A 17,243-nucleotide genomic window follows, 5' to 3' on the forward strand; every position below is an offset into this window, starting at 1 on the left:
GGAGGAACACATGACCATCATCACCAAACTCACCCAAGCCTCGCGCGGCATGGCCGTGGCGCTGGCCTGCGCCCTCGCGCTGCCTGCCGCGGCACAGGACATCGTCAAGGTCGAACGCTCGCCGGTCGGCCAATTCGAAGCCCTCTTCATCGGCATGGAGCAGGGCTATTTCGCCGAGCAGAACATCGAATTGGACATCGCGATCGGGGCCAGCCCGGACGGTGCCATCGCCCAGCTCATGAACGGGGATCGTCACGTCGCCATGACCGGCGCGGTGCCCCTGACGGCGGCCGTCGCCAACGGGCTTCCGATCGTCGCGGTGGTCAACGCGCAGGATCAGAACCCCATCGCCACCTACGGCCTGATGGTGCCCGCCGACAGCGACATCCAGTCCATCGCGGACCTGAAGGGCAAGAAGATCGGCCTGCCGGGCATCGCCAGCCCGCAAGGTTCGGCTCTGATCCGGACGCTGGAGCAGAACGGCATGACCCGTGACGACGTGGAACTGGTCAACCTGCCCTTCCCCGGCGTGCTTCAGGCCATCGAAGCCGGATCGGTCGATGCGGGCCTGCCAATCGGTCTGTTTTACAACCTGTCCGTCCAGAAGGGTCTGCGCGAGTTGAAAGAGGTTTTCGACAACTCGACCTTCGGGTTCCCGGCGGTGCTGTTCGCCGCCAACAAGAACTGGGCCGATGAGAATGCGGATCTGATGAACCGCTTCATCATGGCGATGCAGAAAGCCAACGACTATGCCAACGCGAACCCGGATGCGGTGCGTGCGGTCGACAAGGCCCAGACGCAACTGCCGCCGGAATACCTCGACACCCGCGAAATCGCGCCGTTCATGACGGGGTTCGACGCCGAGGCGTGGGATGCGGAGAACGAATACCTCGCCAAATACGGCTTCATCTCGCGCAAACCGACGCCGGACGAATACCTCTGGAGCGGCGCGATCCGCCAGTGACCCAGCTTGCAGCCCGACCGAAAGCGCGGCCCCTCGGGGTCGCGCTTTTTCGTTCGGCTAGGGGCGATCAGGCGTTTATTGTCAGGGCCGAGCTTTCGCAGCCCGGTTGGGTCGCCCACATGCGGCTGCGCCCGCCTGAGGCCGCTCGGCATTCGGACCGACCGATACCGCGCCGGACGGGCGCACGGCCGACCCGGTCGAGAGCCCAATGCTCATTCCGCGTGGAAGGTGTTCTCCAGCCGACCGATCCCGTCGACCTCGACCACGCAGGTCTTGCCGGGCGCCAGCAGGATCGGCGGCTTGCGCACGAAACCGACACCGCCCGGCGTGCCGGTGACGATCACATCCCCCGGCCTCAACTCCACGAAATTCGAGCAGTAGGAGATCAGCGTCGGGATGTCGAAGATCAGGTGTTTGATCCAGCTTTCCTGAAGCACCTCGCCGTCGAGGATAAGCCGGATGCCCGTCTCACCCAGATCGCCGACCTCGTCAGGCGTCACCATGACGGGTCCGAACGGCCCGGATTTGGGGAAGTTCTTCCCCGGCCCCCACTGTTCGCCCTTCATCTGCCAGTCACGCATCGAAATATCGTTGAACGGCGCGTAGCCCGCCACGTGGCTCATGGCATCGGCCTTTGCGATGTAGCGCCCGCCTTTGCCGATGATGACGGCCAGTTCCGCCTCGTAATCGACCACCTCGGAGACCTTGGGGATCGGGAGCGATTCCCCGTGCGCGGCCAAAGATGTCGCGAACCGCATGAAGACGATGGGGTTGTCGGGGTATGTCGTGCCGACTTCGCCTTTCGTCTCGGCCCTGTGATCCTTGTAGTTCAGGCCGATGCAAAGCACCTGCTGCGCATCGGGAACGACCGGCGTATAGGTCACGCCCGCAAGCGACAGGGCCGGCTCGCCCCGCAGACGCGTCGCTAGTGCCGCGAGGTCGCCGTCCAGATGCGCGCGCAGGCGGTCGCCTTCCGGTGCAAGGTGAATGGCGTCGCCTTCGACCAGCCCGAAACGCAGTTGGCCGCCGTGTTCGATTGTCGCGAATTTCATGTCTGTCCTCAGATTTGGCGCAAAGCTCCGTGCCGTAGTCGCCACCTTCCGGCCCCCGCGTCAAGGTGCGGAGGTGAAACCGGGTCAGGTCGCCGTTGGTCCGAAACACGATCCGGCTGGGGACGATCTGGGCCAGACAAGGCCGTGTCCGGCCTTCCGGCACTGGCGTCTTCAGGAGTGAAAACAGCGCGGTCGCCCGGTGCCGACGAGGGCGCCGGACCACGCCCCGACGCCCATTCATTTCCGTTACCGCAACCACTTGTGTTGACGCCCGCCCCACGCTCGGGTTTTCATGCATCTGTCCGGTCGGAATAACCGACTTGCGGAACGACGGGTCCGAACGAGACCCACCAACTGGGAGGAAATCCATGAATATGTTCAAGGCCACTCTGGCCTCTGCGATGCTTTTTGCTGCCCCCGTCATGGCGCAGACGCCTTTGTCGGTCGCGACCGGCGGCACCGGCGGCGTGTATTACCCGATGGGCGGCGGTCTGGCCGAAGTCATCAACAACCATGTCGAAGGCTACACCGCGACGGCGGAAGTCACCGGCGCTTCGGTCGAAAACATGGGGCTTGTCGCCACGGGTGACGCGGACCTCGCCATCGGGCTCGCGGATACGGTGTATCAGGCGCAGACCGGGACCGGCCGCTTCGAAGGTCAGCAACTGGAAATGGTGCGCGGCGTCGCCTCGCTTTACGCCAACATGATCCAGATCGTGACGCTGGCCGACAGCGGAATCACGTCGCTCGACGATCTCAAGGGCAAGCGCGTGTCCATCGGTGCGCCGGGCTCCGGGACTGAGGTGAACGCCGAGCAGGTGCTGACCGCCGCCGGAATCACCTATGACGACATCGACGAGCAGCGCCTGAACTTCAACGAAACCGCCGACGCGCTGGCAAACGGCGACATCGACGCGGGTTTCTGGAGCGTGGGTGCCCCGACCTCGTCCATCCTCAACCTCGCCACGACGCAGGACATCGTCGTGATCGAACTGACGGACGAACAGATCGCGGCGGCGCAGGAAATCCAGCCGCTCTTCGCCAAGACCACCCTTGCGGGCGGCATCTATGAAGGCGTGGACGAAGACACGACCGTTCTGGGCGTGCCGAACGTGCTGGTCGCCTCGTCGGAAATGTCCGACGATCTGGCCTATGCGATCACCAAGGCGATGTTCGACAATATCGCGGACATGCAGGCGGTCCACCCGGCGGCGAACCAGACCACGGTCGAGTTCACCCTGTCGGCCACGCCGATCCCGCTGCATCCCGGTGCGATCCGCTATTACGAAGAAGCGGGCGCCGAGATTCCGGAAAAGCTGCGCCCGTGACGGCGCACTCTGGAGGGGCGCTTCTGGCGCTCCTCCTCTCCTCTTTTACCATGACCGCTGCCGCCGGGACGCTCTCCGCATCGCTTGCGGGCACCGGAGAGGTTCTGACCGAGGCACAGGTCGCACCCGGCGACGGCTGGTGCGTGCTCTGGCGCCACTCCGTGCAGGGGTTCGAAGTGTCGGACTGTTATGTCTACCGCGAAGGCAGGATGGTGCTGGACCGCTCCCACCTGCCCGACTTCGCCGCCGGGCTGGACCATATCCCCGGTCGCGGCACGCAGATCTCGGACGGGCAAGGCGGCTACTGGATCGAGGATCTGGACGAGCCGGTTCCCGGCAACGCCTATATCCTGCGCCCCGGTTCGATGAAGGTGGACCACCGCCTGCGGATCGGCGACCGCGAAATCTCGCTCTCCGCATTGGCAGAACATGAACGGGTGCGCATCGCGCTGACCCCTGACGAGGCACGATGACGGACACGACCGAGGCCACGACGCCGGAACTGAAACAACCCTGGATCGTGTTGAAGGCGATCACCGTCGTCGGGATCGCGCTGTCGCTGTTCCAGCTTTACGCGGCGGGCATCCAGCCGCTCGGGCTGTTCTATCAGCGCCCGATCCATCTGGGCTTCATCCTTGTCCTGTGTTTCCTGATCTACCCGGTCTTCGGCAAGCACCGCCCGCGCGGGGTGGTCGGCTGGCTGATCGACGGGCCGCTGATCCTGTGCGGCGTGCTAGTGGGCTACTGGGTGCCCGCGCATATCGACATCATCGCCAACGCGATCATTCCGCGCCAAATCGACGTGATCGTGGGCATCATCTCGGTCCTCGTGGTGCTTGAGGCCGCGCGGCGCGCCGTGGGCGGCGTGCTGACCATCATCGGCGCGGTCTTCATCGTCTATTCCTTCGCAGGCGTGCGGGGCGAGTTGCCGTGGCTTGCCGATTTCATGCCCGGCATCCTCAATCATCGCGGCTATTCCATCGACCGACTGGCAAGCCAGTTGACCCTTGGGGCCGAGGGGCTGTTCGGTATCCCGCTGGGGGTCGCGGCCACCTTCATCTTCATCTTCGTGCTGTTCGGCGCGCTTCTGGAGGTCACGGGCGCGGGCAAGTTCTTCATCGACCTCGCCTATGCCGCGACGGGCCGCCAGCGCGGTGGCCCGGCCAAAGCCGCCGTCATCGCCTCGGCTGGGATGGGGTCGATCTCGGGCTCGGCCATCGCCAACGTGGTGACCACCGGGGCTTTTACCATTCCGCTCATGAAACGCCTCGGCTACCGCCCCGCGCAGGCAGGCGGGATCGAAGCCGCGGCCTCGACCGGCGGGCAGATCATGCCGCCGCTCATGGGCGCGGGCGCGTTCCTGATGAGCGAATTCACGCAGGTTCCGTATATCGAGATCGTTCTGGTCTCGATCTTCCCGGCCCTGCTTTATTTCGGATCGGTCTATCTGCTGGTCCATATCGCCGCTGTGAAGCTGGGGCTGAAGGGCATCCCCGCCGCCGATCTGCCGCGCGTGCGCGACGTGTTGAAAGAGGGCTGGCATTTCCTTTTGCCGCTGGTCGTGTTGGTCTATTTCCTGACCGCCGGATATTCGCCGCTCAGGGTCGGCTACTTCGCCGTCGTCTCGGTCGCGCTGGCCGCCGTGGCGCGGGCATTGTGGGATTTCTTCCGTCATTCGCCCTCGTTCGAGGGGTTCACCGCCCTGCTCGGACGCGGATGGGATATGACGCTTCGGGCATTGGAACTGGGCGCGCGCAACGCCGTCGCCGTGTCCATGGCCTGCGCGGTCGCGGGGATCATCGTGGGGGTCGTGGGCCTGACCGGGCTGGGGCTGAAATTCTCGGCCATGATGCTGGCGTTCTCGGGCGGCAACATGATCCTCGCCCTGCTGCTGGTCATCATCGCAAGCCTGATCCTCGGCATGGGGCTGCCGGTCACGGCGGCCTATATCGTGCTCATCATCCTCGTCGGTCCCGCCCTGACCGAAGAATTCGGCGTCCCGATGCTGATCGCCCACCTCGTCGTGTTCTGGTATTCACAGGACAGCAACGTGACGCCCCCCGTGGCGCTCGCGGGGTTCGCGGGCGCGGCGATTGCCGGATCAACCCCGATGGAGACCAGCTTTCAGGCGTGGAAATATGCCAAGGGGCTATATCTCATCCCCATGTTCATGGTGTTCAATGAGGTCATCATCGTGGGCGGCCCCCTGCCCCTCGTGATCTGGAACGGCGCGCTGGCCATCGTGGCTCTGACCGCCTTTGCGGCGATGCTCGAAGGGTTCCTCTTCGCCCCGATCCCGATCTGGCAGCGCGTGGCGCTCGCTCCGGCCATCATCGCGGTGTTCTGGCCCGATCTCAGGGTTGAGGCCACGGGGGCGGCGGTCATCGTCGCGCTGCTCGGCTGGAACGCTGTGGTATCGCGCCGGTCGGTGGCGGCCTGACCCGACGGGCGGGTTCAGTTCCGCACAATTAAGCCCCAGACGGGTCGCGGCGTGAACGCGGGGCAGGCCATGGCCCGCTTGCAAGGGACTTGCGCCGGAAATCCGAAATGTATACGACCGCATACAAATGCGATCTGCTAAGGACTCGCGCAGTTCGACGACGATCGCCTCGCCCACTGAAACCCGTCAGCCAACCAGCGGATACCGTTATGAGCCATTACGCCAGCTACCTTGAAGAAATCGAAGCCCGCAAGGCACAGGGCCTGCATCCCAAGCCCATCGACAGCGCGGAGCTGACCGCCGAAATCATCGCGCAGATCGAGGACGAAGGTCACGAACACCGCGCGGATTCGCTCAATTTCTTCATCTACAACACGCTCCCCGGCACCACGGCGGCAGCTGGCGTGAAGGCCGCGTTCCTCAAGAAAATCATTCTGGGCGAGGCCAAGGTGGCCGAGATCACCCCGGAATTCGCGTTCGAGCTTTTGTCGCACATGAAAGGCGGGCCGTCGGTCGAGGTTCTGCTGGACCTAGCATTGGGCGAAGACGCGGACATCGCGGCGCAGGCCGCCGAAGTGCTAAAAACGCAGGTGTTCCTCTATGAGGCCGATACCGCCCGCCTGAAAGAGGCGCATGAGGCCGGCAACGCCGTGGCGACCGACCTCCTGCACAGCTACGCCAACGCCGAGTTCTTCACGAAGCTGCCCGACATCGAGGACGAGATCCAAGTCGTCACCTATATCGCCGCCGAGGGTGACATTTCGACCGACCTTCTGTCGCCGGGCAATCAGGCGCACTCGCGCTCGGACCGCGAGCTGCACGGCAAGTGCATGATTGACGAGGCGGCGCAGAAGCACATTGAAGAGCTGAAGCTTCAGCACCCCGACAAGCGCGTGATGCTGATCGCCGAGAAAGGCACGATGGGCGTTGGCTCGTCGCGCATGTCCGGCGTGAACAACGTGGCGCTCTGGACCGGCAAGCAGGCATCGCCTTACGTGCCTTTCGTGAACTACGCCCCCGTCGTCGCGGGCACCAACGGCATTTCCCCGATCTTCCTGACGACCGTGGGCGTGACGGGTGGCATCGGCCTCGACCTCAAGAACTGGGTCAAGAAGGTGGACGCCGACGGCAATCCGATCCTGAACAACGACGGGAACCCGGTGCTCGAACAGAAGTACTCGGTCGAGACCGGCACGGTGCTGAAGATCGACACCAAGAACCGCAAGCTGCGCGATGCGGACGGGAACGAGCTGGTCGATATTTCGTCCGCCTTCACGCCGCAGAAGGTCGAATTCATGAAGGCGGGCAGCAGCTATGCCATCGTCTTCGGCAAGATGCTGCAGTCCTTCGCGGCCGAAACGCTGGGCGTCGAAATGCCCGAGGTGTTCGCGCCGTCCAAAGAGGTATCGCACGAGGGTCAGGGCCTTACGGCTGTTGAAAAGATCTTCAACGCCAATGCGCGCGGCACGACGCCGGGCAAGCCGCTTCACGCCGGATCGGACGTGCGGGTGAAGGTGAATATCGTCGGCTCGCAGGATACCACGGGCCTCATGACCTCGCAGGAACTGGAAGCCATGGCGGCCACCGTCCTGTCGCCGTCCGTCGACGGCGCTTACCAGTCCGGCTGTCACACCGCATCGGTGTGGGACGCCAAGGCGCAGGCCAACACCCCGCGCCTGATGGCGTTCATGAACAAGTTCGGCCTTGTCACCGCGCGTGACCCCAAGGGCGAATACCACGCGATGACGGACGTGATCCACAAGGTGCTGAACGACATCACCGTGGACGACTGGTCGATCATCATCGGCGGCGACAGCCACACCCGCATGTCCAAAGGCGTGGCCTTCGGGGCCGACTCAGGCACCGTGGCGCTGGCGCTCGCGACCGGTGAGGCGGCGATGCCGATCCCGGAGTCGGTCAAGGTCACGTTCAAGGGCGAAATGGCCGATCACATGGACTTCCGCGACGTGGTTCATGCAACCCAGCAGCAGATGCTGAAACAGTGCGGCGACAACGTCTTCCAAGGCCGGATCATCGAGGTGCACATCGGCACGCTTCTGGCGGACCAAGCCTTCACCTTCACCGACTGGACCGCCGAGATGAAGGCGAAGGCGTCGATCTGTATCTCCGAGGACGAGACGCTGATCGAGTCGCTCGAGATCGCGCGCGACCGCATCCAGATCATGATCGACAAGGGTATGGAGCACGAAAACGGGATGCTCGCCAAACTGGTGAACATCGCCGAGCGCCGGATCGAAGAAATCCGTTCGGGCACCAAGCCTGCGCTGAAGCCCGACGACAACGCCAAATACTTTGCCGAGGTGGTCGTGGACCTCGACGCCATCGTCGAGCCGATGATCGCGGACCCGGACGTTTACAACGCCGATGTCTCCAAGCGTTACACCCACGACACCATTCGCCCGATCTCCTACTACGGGGCGGAAAAGAAGGTCGATCTGGGTTTCGTGGGGTCGTGCATGGTGCACAAGGGCGACGTGAAGATCGTGGCCCACATGCTCAAGAACCTCGAAGAGGAAACCGGCAAGGTCGAGTTCAAGGCGCCGCTGGTGCTGTCGGCCCCGACCTACAACATCATCGACGAGCTCAAGGAAGAGGGCGACTGGGAGATCCTCCAGAAATACTCGGGCTTCGAGTTCGACGATCTGGCCCCGAAAGCCACCGCGCGCACCGAGTATGAGAACATCCTCTACCTTGAACGCCCGGGCTGTAACCTGTGCATGGGCAACCAGGAAAAGGCCGCGAAGGGCGACACCGTGCTCGCCACCTCGACCCGCCTGTTCCAAGGCCGCGTCGTGGCGGATGCCGAGGACAAGAAGGGCGAGAGCCTGCTGGCCTCGACCCCGGTCGTGGTGCTGTCCGCCATCCTCGGCCGCACGCCGACGCTGGACGAGTACAAGAAGGCGGTCAAAGGCATCAACCTGACCAAGTTCGCGCCGCCGCAGAATGTGGGTCAGATGGGCCTGTCGGTCCACTTCTGAGACCGGACCTTTTGACCGCGCGGCAGTCCCCATCCGGGGGCTGCCGTTTTCTTTTGCGCGGGCGTGGCTTGACCCGCGCCTTTGGGAGGTTCAGACGGATGACCTGATCCGGAGGCCCCCATGACCCTCACCTATGACGATGTTCTCACCGCCCGCGCCGCGATTGCGGACGCGACGCTGCTCACACCGACCGTGCCCGCCACGCGCCTGTCGCTTCAGCTTGGGATCGACCTGCATCTGAAGCTCGAGAACCTGCAACACACCAACGCGTTCAAAGCACGCGGGGCGCTGGCGAAGCTTCTGAGCCTGACGGATGAGGAACGCAGGGCCGGGGTGATCGCGTGCAGCGCGGGCAACCACGCCCAGGGCGTGGCCTATCATGCGACGCGGCTGGGGATCACCTCGGTGATCGTGATGCCGCATGGCACGCCCTTCAACAAGATCAAGCGGACGCAGGATTTCGGCGCGACGGTCGAGTTGCACGGCAAGACCTTCGAGGAAGCGATGGAGGCAACGCGCGAGATGATGGCGCGGGACGGGCTTGTCCTGATCCATCCGTTCGACGACCCCATCTTGGTGGCGGGCCAAGGCACCGTGGCCTGCGAGATGTTGGAACAGGAACCCGACCTCGACGTGATCGTGGTGCCCATCGGCGGCGGCGGGCTGATCGCGGGGATCGCCACGGCGGCCAAGGCGATCAAGCCGGAGGTTCAGGTGATCGGCGCGCAGGCGGAGCTGTTCGACGCGGTGAAAAGCGCGATCGACGGCACGGCCCCCCATTTCAAGGGCGCGTCACTGGCCGAAGGGATCGCGGTCAAAGCCCCCTCGCCCGCGAACGTCGAGGTCATCCGGCGCAGGGTCGACCGGATCGAAAGCGTCACCGAGGAGCAGATCGAGGCGGCGGTGTTCGACCTCTTGTCCCACGAAAAAATCGTGGCCGAGGGCGCCGCGGGCGCGGGACTTGCGGTGGTGCAGAAACTGGCGGGTGAGCTTCAGGGCAAGAAGGTCGGGCTCGTGGTCTGCGGCGGCAACATCGACAGCCGCATCCTCTCCACCCTCATCCTGCGCGGGCTGGTTCGCGACGGGCGCATCGCGCGGCTCACGTTCGAGATCGACGACACGCCCGGCCAACTGGCCGTCATTTCGCGCATGATCGGCGAGGCAGGCGCGAACGTGGTCGAGGTCATTCACCAGCGCATGTTCCAGAGCGTCGCGCTGAAACAGGCGGAGCTCGAGGTGGTGATCGAGGCCCGCGACAAGCTGCATGTGCTTGAGATTGTCGCGGACCTGAGGGCGGCTGGGTTCAACCTGACCACCGATCTGGACTGAGGCGCGCGGTCAGCCCGCCGCTTCAGCGCGTTTGACCTGCTGGTGCTCGTCTTCGATGAGGCCGATCTTCCAGTAGCCCGAGATATAAGCGTCGCCCTTGGGCACGCCGCGCCGGTTCACGATCTCTTCGCGCAGGGCTTTTATCATGCCGCTCTCGCCCGCGATGCAGGTCTGAACGGTGCCGTGAAACGCGGGCATGGCGCCGATGCGGTCGATGCACTGGGTCAGCGGCGCGCTCGGGTCCGGGTGGATAAGCCAGTTCAGGTCGATCCCCTCGGGCGCGTCGATGTCCTGTCGGTCGTCCTGGCTCGTGATCTCGAAGAACGCGGTGCCCTTGGCGTCGCGCGGCATGGCTTCGAGCGTCGCAGCGGCAACGGGGATGGCCGACATATCGGCGGCGACGACATAGGTATCGGCGTGGAATTCCTTGATCTTCACCGGGCCCGGCCCGGCGAACGCGGCCACATCCCCCGGTTCGCACCGCCGCGCCCAGGCCGAGGCCGGGCCGCTGTCGCCGTGGTCGACGAAATCGATGTCGATCTCGCCCGCATCCACGCGAATGAAGCGGATCGTGTAGGTCCGCACGTCAGGGCGCGGGCCGTCTTCAAGCTGACGCTGGAACGCATCGGGTGTCTGGCCCGGCTTGGGCATGAACAGTTTGAAATGTGCGCCTTCGATCCCGTCTTCCATCGTCTTGATCCAGTCGGCGGCGCAGGTGACGCGGATCATGTTCGGCGTGATCCACGTTTTCGCGGTCACGGACATGAGGCGGGGAATACGGCTTGCTGGGTTTGCCATCGGGGCGACCCTTTCTTTTCGTGTGGAGTGTTGGCTGGGCCGTCGTCGGCCTGGCTCGTCCGGGCGCAACAAATGGGCGCCGTCGGTAGCGAACCTAAGGGTGTGCGGCGACAAAGGCCAGAGCCGCCGCTGTTCACGGATGCGCGGCACAGGCGGCTGTGGCGCACGAACGGAAAACGCCGCCCGGTCTGGGGCGGCGTTTCGTGTGTGACAGGCGGGGATCAGCCGCCGAAGTCGTCGAGCATGATATCCTCGCGGTCCACCCCAAGTTCCAAGAGCATGTTGATGACCGACTGGTTCATGATGGGCGGGCCGCACATGTAGTATTCGCAGTCTTCCGGCGCCGGGTGGTTCTTGAGGTATTCCTCGAAGAGCACGTTGTGGATGAACCCGGTGTAGCCGCCCCAGTTGTCGTCGGGGAGCGCGTCGGACAGGGCCACATGCCATTCGAAGTTGTCGAATTCTTGGGCCAGCTGGTCGAAGTCTTCGACAAAGAACATCTCGCGCTTGGACCGCGCACCGTACCAGAAGGTGATCTTGCGGTCGCGGTTCTCCAGCCGCTTGAGCTGGTCGAAGATGTGGCTGCGCATGGGCGCCATGCCCGCACCGCCGCCGATGAACACCATTTCCTTGGGCGTATCGCGGGCGAAGAACTCGCCGAACGGGCCGGAGATCGTCACCTTGTCGCCCGGCTTCAGGTTGAAGATGTAGGACGACATCTTGCCCGGCGGGATGCCTTGGGTGCGCGGCGGCGGGGTCGCGATGCGGACGTTGAGCATGATGAGGCCCTTCTCGTCCGGGTAGTTCGCCATGGAATAGGCCCGCTCGATCGGCTCGTCGCAGGTCGATTCATACTGCCAGATGTCGAACTTGTCCCAGTCTTCGCGGTATTCCTCGGCCACGTCGAAATCGGTGTATTTGACGTGATGCGCGGGCGCTTCGATCTGGATGTAGCCACCAGCGCGGAAGTTCACGTCTTCGCCTTCGGGAAGTTCGAGCACGAGGTTCTTGATGAAGGTCGCGACGTTGTCGTTGGAGCGCACCGTGCACTCCCACTTCTTCACCCCGAACACCTCTTCGGGCACTTCGACCTGCATGTCCTGCTTTACGGCCACCTGACAGGACAGGCGGTCACCGCACGCAGCCTCGCGCTTGGTGATATGGCTTTCCTCGGTCGGCAGGATCGACCCGCCGCCTTCGTGGATGCGCACCCGGCACTGGGCACAGGTGCCACCGCCGCCGCAGGCCGACGGGACGAACAGCTTTTCCGCCGCGAGGGTCTGGAGCAGCTTGCCACCGGCCGGCACGGAAATCGTGCGTTCGCCGTTGATGGTGATGTTGACGTTGCCGGTGGATACGAGCCGCGAGCGCGCCGCCATGATGAGCGACACGAGCGCGAGGACGATTACCGAAAACAGCGCGACGCCAAGTCCGAAGGTTTCCATATCGCCTGCCCCCTCAGAGTTTCACGCCGGAGAAGGACATGAAGGCCATGGCCATGAGCCCCGCGCTGATGAAGGTGATGCCAAGACCCTGAAGCCCGTCCGGGATGTCGGAATATTTCAGCTTCTCGCGAACGCCCGCCATGGCGGTGATCGCCAATGCCCAGCCGAGGCCCGAGGACACGCCGTAGACGCTCGCCTCGGAGAAGCTGTAGTCGCGTTCCACCATGAACAGCGACCCGCCGAGGATGGCGCAGTTCACCGTGATGAGCGGAAGGAAGATGCCCAGCGCGTTGTAAAGCGGCGGGAAATATTTATCGAGCACCATTTCGAGGATCTGCACGATGGCCGCGATGACGCCGATGTAGCTGATGAGGCCGAGGAAAGTGAGGTCCACGTCCGGGAAGCCCGCCCAGGCCAGCGCGCCGGGGGCGAGCAGGTAGGTCAGGATCAGGTTGTTCGCCGGCACCGTGATGGCCTGCACCAGTGTGACCGAGATGCCCAGACCGATGGCGGTCGAGATCTTTTTCGACACGGCGAGGAAGGTACACATGCCGAGGAAGAAGGCCAAAGCCATGTTCTCGACGAAGATGGCCTTTACGGCGAGGGAAAGCAGGGCTTCCATCAGTGCGCCTCCACCGTCTGAATGCGATACTCACGCTCTTCCACCTGCTCTGGTTTCCACGACCGGAAGCCCCAGATCAGAAGACCGATCACGAAGAAGGCCGAGGGCGGCAGGAGCAGGAGGCCATTGGGCACATACCAGCCGCCGTTGTTCACGGTCGGCAGGATGGTGACGCCGAACAGGCTGCCCGACCCCAGCAGTTCGCGGATGAAGCCGACCATCATCAGGATCAGGCCGTAGCCCAGCCCGTTGCCGACGCCATCGACGAAGGAGGCGATGGGCGGGTTCTTCATCGCGAACGCCTCGGCGCGGCCCATCACGATGCAGTTCGTGATGATGAGGCCGACGAAGACCGAGAGCGTCTTGGAAATCTCATAGGCATAGGCTTTCAGCACCTGATCGACCACGATCACCAGCGAGGCGATGATGATCATCTGCACGATGATGCGGATCGAACCCGGGATCTGGGTGCGGATCGCCGAAATGAACATGGAGGAAAAGCCCGTCACCAGCGTCACGGCGATGGCCATGACCGCCGCGACCTGAAGCGACGATGTCACGGCAAGCGCGGAACAGATGCCCAGCACCTGAAGCGTGATCGGGTTGTTGTCGACCATCGGGTCGACCAGCATGGTCCGGTAGGTCTGTGCCATCAGATCTCTCCCGCTCTGACGCGTTCAAGGAAGGGTTCGAAGCCGCGCTCGCTCATCCAGAACCGCACGAGGCTGTCGACACCGCGCGAGGTGAGCGTGGCACCCGAAAGCGCGTCGACGTGATAGTCCGGCCCGGCGGCGGTGACGGTCTTGCCGACGTTGATCTTGAGGTCGCCCTCGTCGTCGCGCAGCTTCTTGCCGCGCCAGAGCGCCTTCCAGCGGGGGTTGTCGACTTCGGCGCCAAGGCCGGGGGTTTCGGCATGTTCGTAGAACTGGAGGCCGTAGATGGTGTTCCCGTCCTCTTCCACGGCGATGAAGCCGTAAAGCGTGGACCAGAGGCCGTAGCCGTAGACAGGCAGGATCACCTTGTCGAGCGACCCGTCCTCGGCCCGCAGAAGGTAGACGGTGACGTAATTCGCCTGCCGACCGATGCCTGCCGGATCGTCGTCCAACGGCGCCGACAGGGTCAGATCGTCGGCGGCGGCGCGGTCGTCGAAGGTGAGCGGGTCGAGGACCTGCCCTTCAATGTCTGCACCGTCCGCGAAAGCGCCGGTTGCAAGCTCGACCACATGGGGTTCGAAGTCGGCAAAGGCGGCGGCGACATCCATCCCCTCTTCATAGCGGCCCGCGACTTCGACGATATTCACCTGTTTGTCGAGTGCCGCGTTCTGTTCTTGAAGCGGGCGCAGCGACACGGCGGCGGCGGACACCACCATCGAGGCAACCAGACACAGGGCCAGCGCGACGACGACCGTTTTCACGGTGTTGTCCGGCGGGGTGTCGAGGAAGCGGCGGATCGGACCCTTTCGGGCCTTCTGTGCCTCGGTCAGCGGCTCGTCACGGACGGGCGGGTTCATCTCGGGCGTGAATTCAGCCTCGCCGGTCTCGTTCACGCGGTTATTGGTATCCTTGTCAGGCATTGCGGCGTGCCCTCCTGCGGATGTTAGCCTGCACGACGAAGTAGTCGATCAATGGCGCAAAGACGTTGCCGAACAGGATGGCCAGCATCATGCCTTCGGGGAACGCCGGGTTGATGACGCGGATCATGACGACCATGAACCCGATCAGCGCGCCGTAGATCCAGCGGCCCGCATTGGTGTGGGAGCCCGAGACGGGTTCGGTCACCATGAAGACGAGGCCGAAGGCATAGCCGCCGATCACGAGGTGCCAATACCACGGGGTCGCGAAGGCCGGATTGGTGTCCGATCCGATCCAGTTCAGAAGCGACGAGAACGCGATCATGCCCAAGAGACAGCCCAGAACCATGCGGTAGTTGGCGATCCGTGTGGTGAGCAGGAAGGCCAGACCGATCAGGCAAGCGATGGTCGAGGTCTCGCCGAAGCTGCCCTGAATGGTGCCGACGAAAGCGTCCATCCACGTGATGCCGTAGGTGGCAAGCTGGCTCACCCCTTCGGATGCGGTCACCGCCAGCGCGGTCGCGCCCGAATAGCCGTCCACCGGGGTCCAGATCGTGTCACCGGACATATAGGCGGGATAGGCGAAATAGAGGAACGCACGGCCCACGAGCGCGGGGTTGAGGAAGTTCTTTCCGGTGCCGCCGAACACCTCTTTCCCGATGACCACGCCGAATGAGATACCCAGCGCCACCTGCCAGAGCGGCGTCGAGGCGGGCAGGATCAGGGTGTAGAGCATCGAGGTGACGAGGAAGCCCTCGTTCACTTCGTGGCGGCGGATGGTGGCAAAAAGCACCTCCCAGAACCCGCCTGCGGCGAGCGTCACGATATAGATCGGCAGGAAATAAAGCGCGCCGTGCAGCACGTTCGCCAGCGCGTTGTTCGCGTTGAAGCCGATGCCCAGCGTCTCGATGATCCACGCGCGCCAGCCCGACGCGCCGAACTCGGCAATCGCCATGTTGGTCTGAAGACCCACGTTATACATGCCGAACAGGATGCACGGCACCGTGGCGATCACGACATAGGTCATGATCCGCTTCATATCGACGTAGGAGCGCGCGTGGGGCGCCGCCGTCGTCACCGTCTTGGGCGTGAACAGGAAGCTTTCGACCATTTCGTAGATCGGAAAGTAGCGTTCGTACTTGCCGCCCTTGACGAAATTGGGCTCGATCCTGTCGAAGAAGTTGCGCAGACCCATGCCCTAGCCCTCTTTCTCGATCTTGGTCAGGCAGTCGCGCAGCGCCATGCCGTATTCGTATTTTGCCGGACACGCGAAGCCGACGAGGCCCAGATCCTCTTCGTCCAGTTCCAGCGCGCCCAGCGCCTGCGCCTGATCCGTGTCCATCACCAGAAGCGACCGCAGAAGCTGCGTCGGCAGGTAGTCCTGCGGCATCAGCGTCTCGAACGTGCCCGTCGGCACCATCGCGCGGCGCCCGCCGTTGAGGTTGGTGGTCAGGCTGTAAAGCTTATTCGCGAAGGCCGACCCCAGCACGGGCTGGATTGCGAATTTCGACCCCATCGGCCTGATCCAGCCCAGCGGGATCTGCTTGTGGTCTTCTTCGATCAGCGTGATCTGGCGGTCGTAGCGACCGAGATAGGCATCCGCCCCCTCGCCCGCATGGCCCGACAGAACCGAGCCCGAGATCATGCGCATCGGCAGGCCGTCCGGGTTGTCGCCCGCGCACAGCTCGGTCAGGGACGCGCCCATGACGGTGCGCACGAGGCGCGGCTTGGCGAGCGGTCCGGTGATCGCGACGACGCGGGTCGCGTCCAGCTTTCCGGTCAGGAGAAGTTGACCGATGGCGATGACGTCCTGATAGCCGATGCTCCAGACCGTCTTGGTGGCCGAGGGAGGCTCGACGAAATGCATGTGCGTGCCGGGCAGACCCGCGGGATGCGGGCCGGAAAACGCGACGGGCGTGATCCCGGCAAGGTCCGCACCCGGAATGGACGCGCCCTGCGACTGGCAAAGATAGGTGTTGCCGTCAGTCAGCTTGGCAATGGCTTCCAGCCCGCGCGAAAACGCCTCGGGCGCTTCATGGATGATGAGGGCGGGATCGGCCGCCAGCGGCTCGGTGTCCATCGCGTTGACGTAGATCGCGGCCGGCGCGTCGGTCGTCAGCGGCACCTTGGAATAGGGGCGCGTGCGGAACGAGGTCCACAGACCGGCGGCCGCGAGGCGTTCGACCAGACCTTCGCGCGTGGCCACATCACCCACAACGGAGAAGTCGACCGGCGCGGCAGCGCCCGCGTCCACTTCGATTTCGACCGAGATCAGGCGACGGCGCGCGCCGCGGTGAACCGCGCGAATCCGGCCCGATACGGGCGCGGTGATCTGGGCTTCAGGATTGTCCTTATGCACGAAAATCGGCGCGCCGGCGGCGACGGTATCGCCCTCTTCCACCGCCAGCCGCGGCTTCAGGCCGCGATAGTCATGCCCCAGCAGCGCGACGGTTCCGACATTCGCCGTATGAATCGTCGCGTCCGTCACCGCCCCCGCGATGGGCAGGTCGAGACCTTTTCGTAGCGTGTAGTTTTGCACGGTGGTCGCCATCCGAATTTTTGCGCCCTTATGCAATGCTGCGCCGCCGAACAAAAGTGCATCCGACCGCTTTTTTGGTCCAAATTGTCCAGTGCATGCGGTTGCGGCCCCCGGACGGTGATATTATGGACAGGCTGCGCGCCCGATGCGCGCCAAT

At 63.9% G+C, this 17,243-nt stretch carries 14 protein-coding genes; 6 read left to right on the plus strand and 8 right to left on the minus strand.

Annotated features, from left to right (window positions below; all coding sequences use genetic code 11):
• Positions 1-10 precede the first annotated feature (10 nt).
• Positions 11-964: an ABC transporter substrate-binding protein gene (locus RB2654_RS06840; protein ID WP_008329928.1), complete on the plus strand. Its 954-nt coding sequence runs from the start codon at positions 11-13 to the stop codon at positions 962-964.
• A 212-nt stretch (positions 965-1,176) separates the two neighbouring features.
• Here RB2654_RS06840 and RB2654_RS06845 read toward each other — a convergent pair whose 3' ends face one another.
• Positions 1,177-2,016 carry a fumarylacetoacetate hydrolase family protein gene (locus RB2654_RS06845; protein WP_008329932.1) on the minus strand — a complete coding sequence of 280 codons (840 nt, stop codon included), beginning with the start codon at positions 2,014-2,016 and terminating at the stop codon, positions 1,177-1,179.
• A 368-nt stretch (positions 2,017-2,384) separates the two neighbouring features.
• On the opposite strand from RB2654_RS06845, the gene RB2654_RS06850 reads away from it, so the two are divergent.
• From RB2654_RS06850 to RB2654_RS06870, 5 genes are all read left to right on the plus strand, one after another.
• Complete coding sequence (locus RB2654_RS06850; protein ID WP_008329933.1) at positions 2,385-3,344, plus strand: TAXI family TRAP transporter solute-binding subunit; 960 nt, start codon at positions 2,385-2,387, stop codon at positions 3,342-3,344.
• 50 nt (positions 3,345-3,394) lie between these two features.
• Entirely contained in the window at positions 3,395-3,817 is a 423-nt protein-coding gene (locus RB2654_RS06855) for a DUF1850 domain-containing protein (RefSeq protein WP_008329934.1), read from the plus strand.
• On the plus strand, positions 3,814-5,784 hold the full coding sequence (locus RB2654_RS06860; RefSeq protein WP_008329935.1) for a TRAP transporter permease: 1,971 nt from the start codon (positions 3,814-3,816) through the stop codon (positions 5,782-5,784). The genes RB2654_RS06855 and RB2654_RS06860 overlap by 4 nt, the downstream gene beginning before the upstream one ends.
• 209 nt (positions 5,785-5,993) lie before the next feature.
• Positions 5,994-8,783, plus strand: coding sequence for a bifunctional aconitate hydratase 2/2-methylisocitrate dehydratase (locus RB2654_RS06865; protein WP_008329936.1), 2,790 nt, complete (start codon positions 5,994-5,996; stop codon positions 8,781-8,783).
• 120 nt (positions 8,784-8,903) lie between these two features.
• On the plus strand, positions 8,904-10,112 hold the full coding sequence (locus RB2654_RS06870) for a threonine ammonia-lyase (protein ID WP_008329937.1): 1,209 nt from the start codon (positions 8,904-8,906) through the stop codon (positions 10,110-10,112).
• A 9-nt stretch (positions 10,113-10,121) separates the two neighbouring features.
• Here the strand turns inward: RB2654_RS06870 and RB2654_RS06875 are convergent, their stop codons facing one another.
• The 7 genes from RB2654_RS06875 to RB2654_RS06905 form a co-directional block, all read right to left on the minus strand.
• On the minus strand, positions 10,122-10,877 hold the full coding sequence (locus RB2654_RS06875; protein WP_008329938.1) for a siderophore-interacting protein: 756 nt from the start codon (positions 10,875-10,877) through the stop codon (positions 10,122-10,124).
• 254 nt (positions 10,878-11,131) lie between these two features.
• Entirely contained in the window at positions 11,132-12,355 is a 1,224-nt protein-coding gene (nqrF, locus tag RB2654_RS06880; protein WP_008329940.1) for an NADH:ubiquinone reductase (Na(+)-transporting) subunit F, read from the minus strand.
• A 13-nt stretch (positions 12,356-12,368) separates the two neighbouring features.
• Positions 12,369-12,977, minus strand: coding sequence for an NADH:ubiquinone reductase (Na(+)-transporting) subunit E (gene nqrE, locus RB2654_RS06885; protein ID WP_008329942.1), 609 nt, complete (start codon positions 12,975-12,977; stop codon positions 12,369-12,371).
• Positions 12,977-13,630 (minus strand): NADH:ubiquinone reductase (Na(+)-transporting) subunit D, encoded by a 654-nt coding sequence (locus tag RB2654_RS06890; RefSeq protein ID WP_008329943.1) that lies wholly within the window; start codon positions 13,628-13,630, stop codon positions 12,977-12,979. The genes nqrE and RB2654_RS06890 overlap by 1 nt, the downstream gene beginning before the upstream one ends.
• Positions 13,630-14,550 carry a Na(+)-translocating NADH-quinone reductase subunit C gene (locus RB2654_RS06895; RefSeq protein ID WP_008329944.1) on the minus strand — a complete coding sequence of 307 codons (921 nt, stop codon included), beginning with the start codon at positions 14,548-14,550 and terminating at the stop codon, positions 13,630-13,632. Before RB2654_RS06895 ends, RB2654_RS06890 begins: the two co-directional genes overlap by 1 nt.
• Positions 14,543-15,742 (minus strand): NADH:ubiquinone reductase (Na(+)-transporting) subunit B, encoded by a 1,200-nt coding sequence (locus RB2654_RS06900; RefSeq protein WP_008329945.1) that lies wholly within the window; start codon positions 15,740-15,742, stop codon positions 14,543-14,545. Before RB2654_RS06900 ends, RB2654_RS06895 begins: the two co-directional genes overlap by 8 nt.
• Positions 15,743-15,745: 3 nt before the next feature.
• Positions 15,746-17,086, minus strand: a complete 1,341-nt coding sequence (locus RB2654_RS06905; RefSeq protein ID WP_040885515.1) for a Na(+)-translocating NADH-quinone reductase subunit A — start codon at positions 17,084-17,086, stop codon at positions 15,746-15,748.
• Positions 17,087-17,243 lie beyond the last annotated feature (157 nt).

The organism is Maritimibacter alkaliphilus HTCC2654, from assembly GCF_000152805.1.
GTDB lineage: Bacteria > Pseudomonadota > Alphaproteobacteria > Rhodobacterales > Rhodobacteraceae > Maritimibacter > Maritimibacter alkaliphilus.

Bases quoted from the DNA above. Each gene is read 5' to 3' on its own strand.
- RB2654_RS06840 (WP_008329928.1), top strand. From the start codon at position 11: ATGACCATCATCACCAAACTCACCCAAGCCTCGCGCGGCATGGCCGTG.
- RB2654_RS06845 (WP_008329932.1), bottom strand. From the start codon at position 2,016: ATGAAATTCGCGACAATCGAACACGGCGGCCAACTGCGTTTCGGGCTG.
- RB2654_RS06850 (WP_008329933.1), top strand. From the start codon at position 2,385: ATGAATATGTTCAAGGCCACTCTGGCCTCTGCGATGCTTTTTGCTGCC.
- RB2654_RS06855 (WP_008329934.1), top strand. From the start codon at position 3,395: ATGACCGCTGCCGCCGGGACGCTCTCCGCATCGCTTGCGGGCACCGGA.
- RB2654_RS06860 (WP_008329935.1), top strand. From the start codon at position 3,814: ATGACGGACACGACCGAGGCCACGACGCCGGAACTGAAACAACCCTGG.
- RB2654_RS06865 (WP_008329936.1), top strand. From the start codon at position 5,994: ATGAGCCATTACGCCAGCTACCTTGAAGAAATCGAAGCCCGCAAGGCA.
- RB2654_RS06870 (WP_008329937.1), top strand. From the start codon at position 8,904: ATGACCCTCACCTATGACGATGTTCTCACCGCCCGCGCCGCGATTGCG.
- RB2654_RS06875 (WP_008329938.1), bottom strand. From the start codon at position 10,877: ATGTCCGTGACCGCGAAAACGTGGATCACGCCGAACATGATCCGCGTC.
- nqrF (WP_008329940.1), bottom strand. From the start codon at position 12,355: ATGGAAACCTTCGGACTTGGCGTCGCGCTGTTTTCGGTAATCGTCCTC.
- nqrE (WP_008329942.1), bottom strand. From the start codon at position 12,977: ATGGAAGCCCTGCTTTCCCTCGCCGTAAAGGCCATCTTCGTCGAGAAC.
- RB2654_RS06890 (WP_008329943.1), bottom strand. From the start codon at position 13,630: ATGGCACAGACCTACCGGACCATGCTGGTCGACCCGATGGTCGACAAC.
- RB2654_RS06895 (WP_008329944.1), bottom strand. From the start codon at position 14,550: ATGCCTGACAAGGATACCAATAACCGCGTGAACGAGACCGGCGAGGCT.
- RB2654_RS06900 (WP_008329945.1), bottom strand. From the start codon at position 15,742: ATGGGTCTGCGCAACTTCTTCGACAGGATCGAGCCCAATTTCGTCAAG.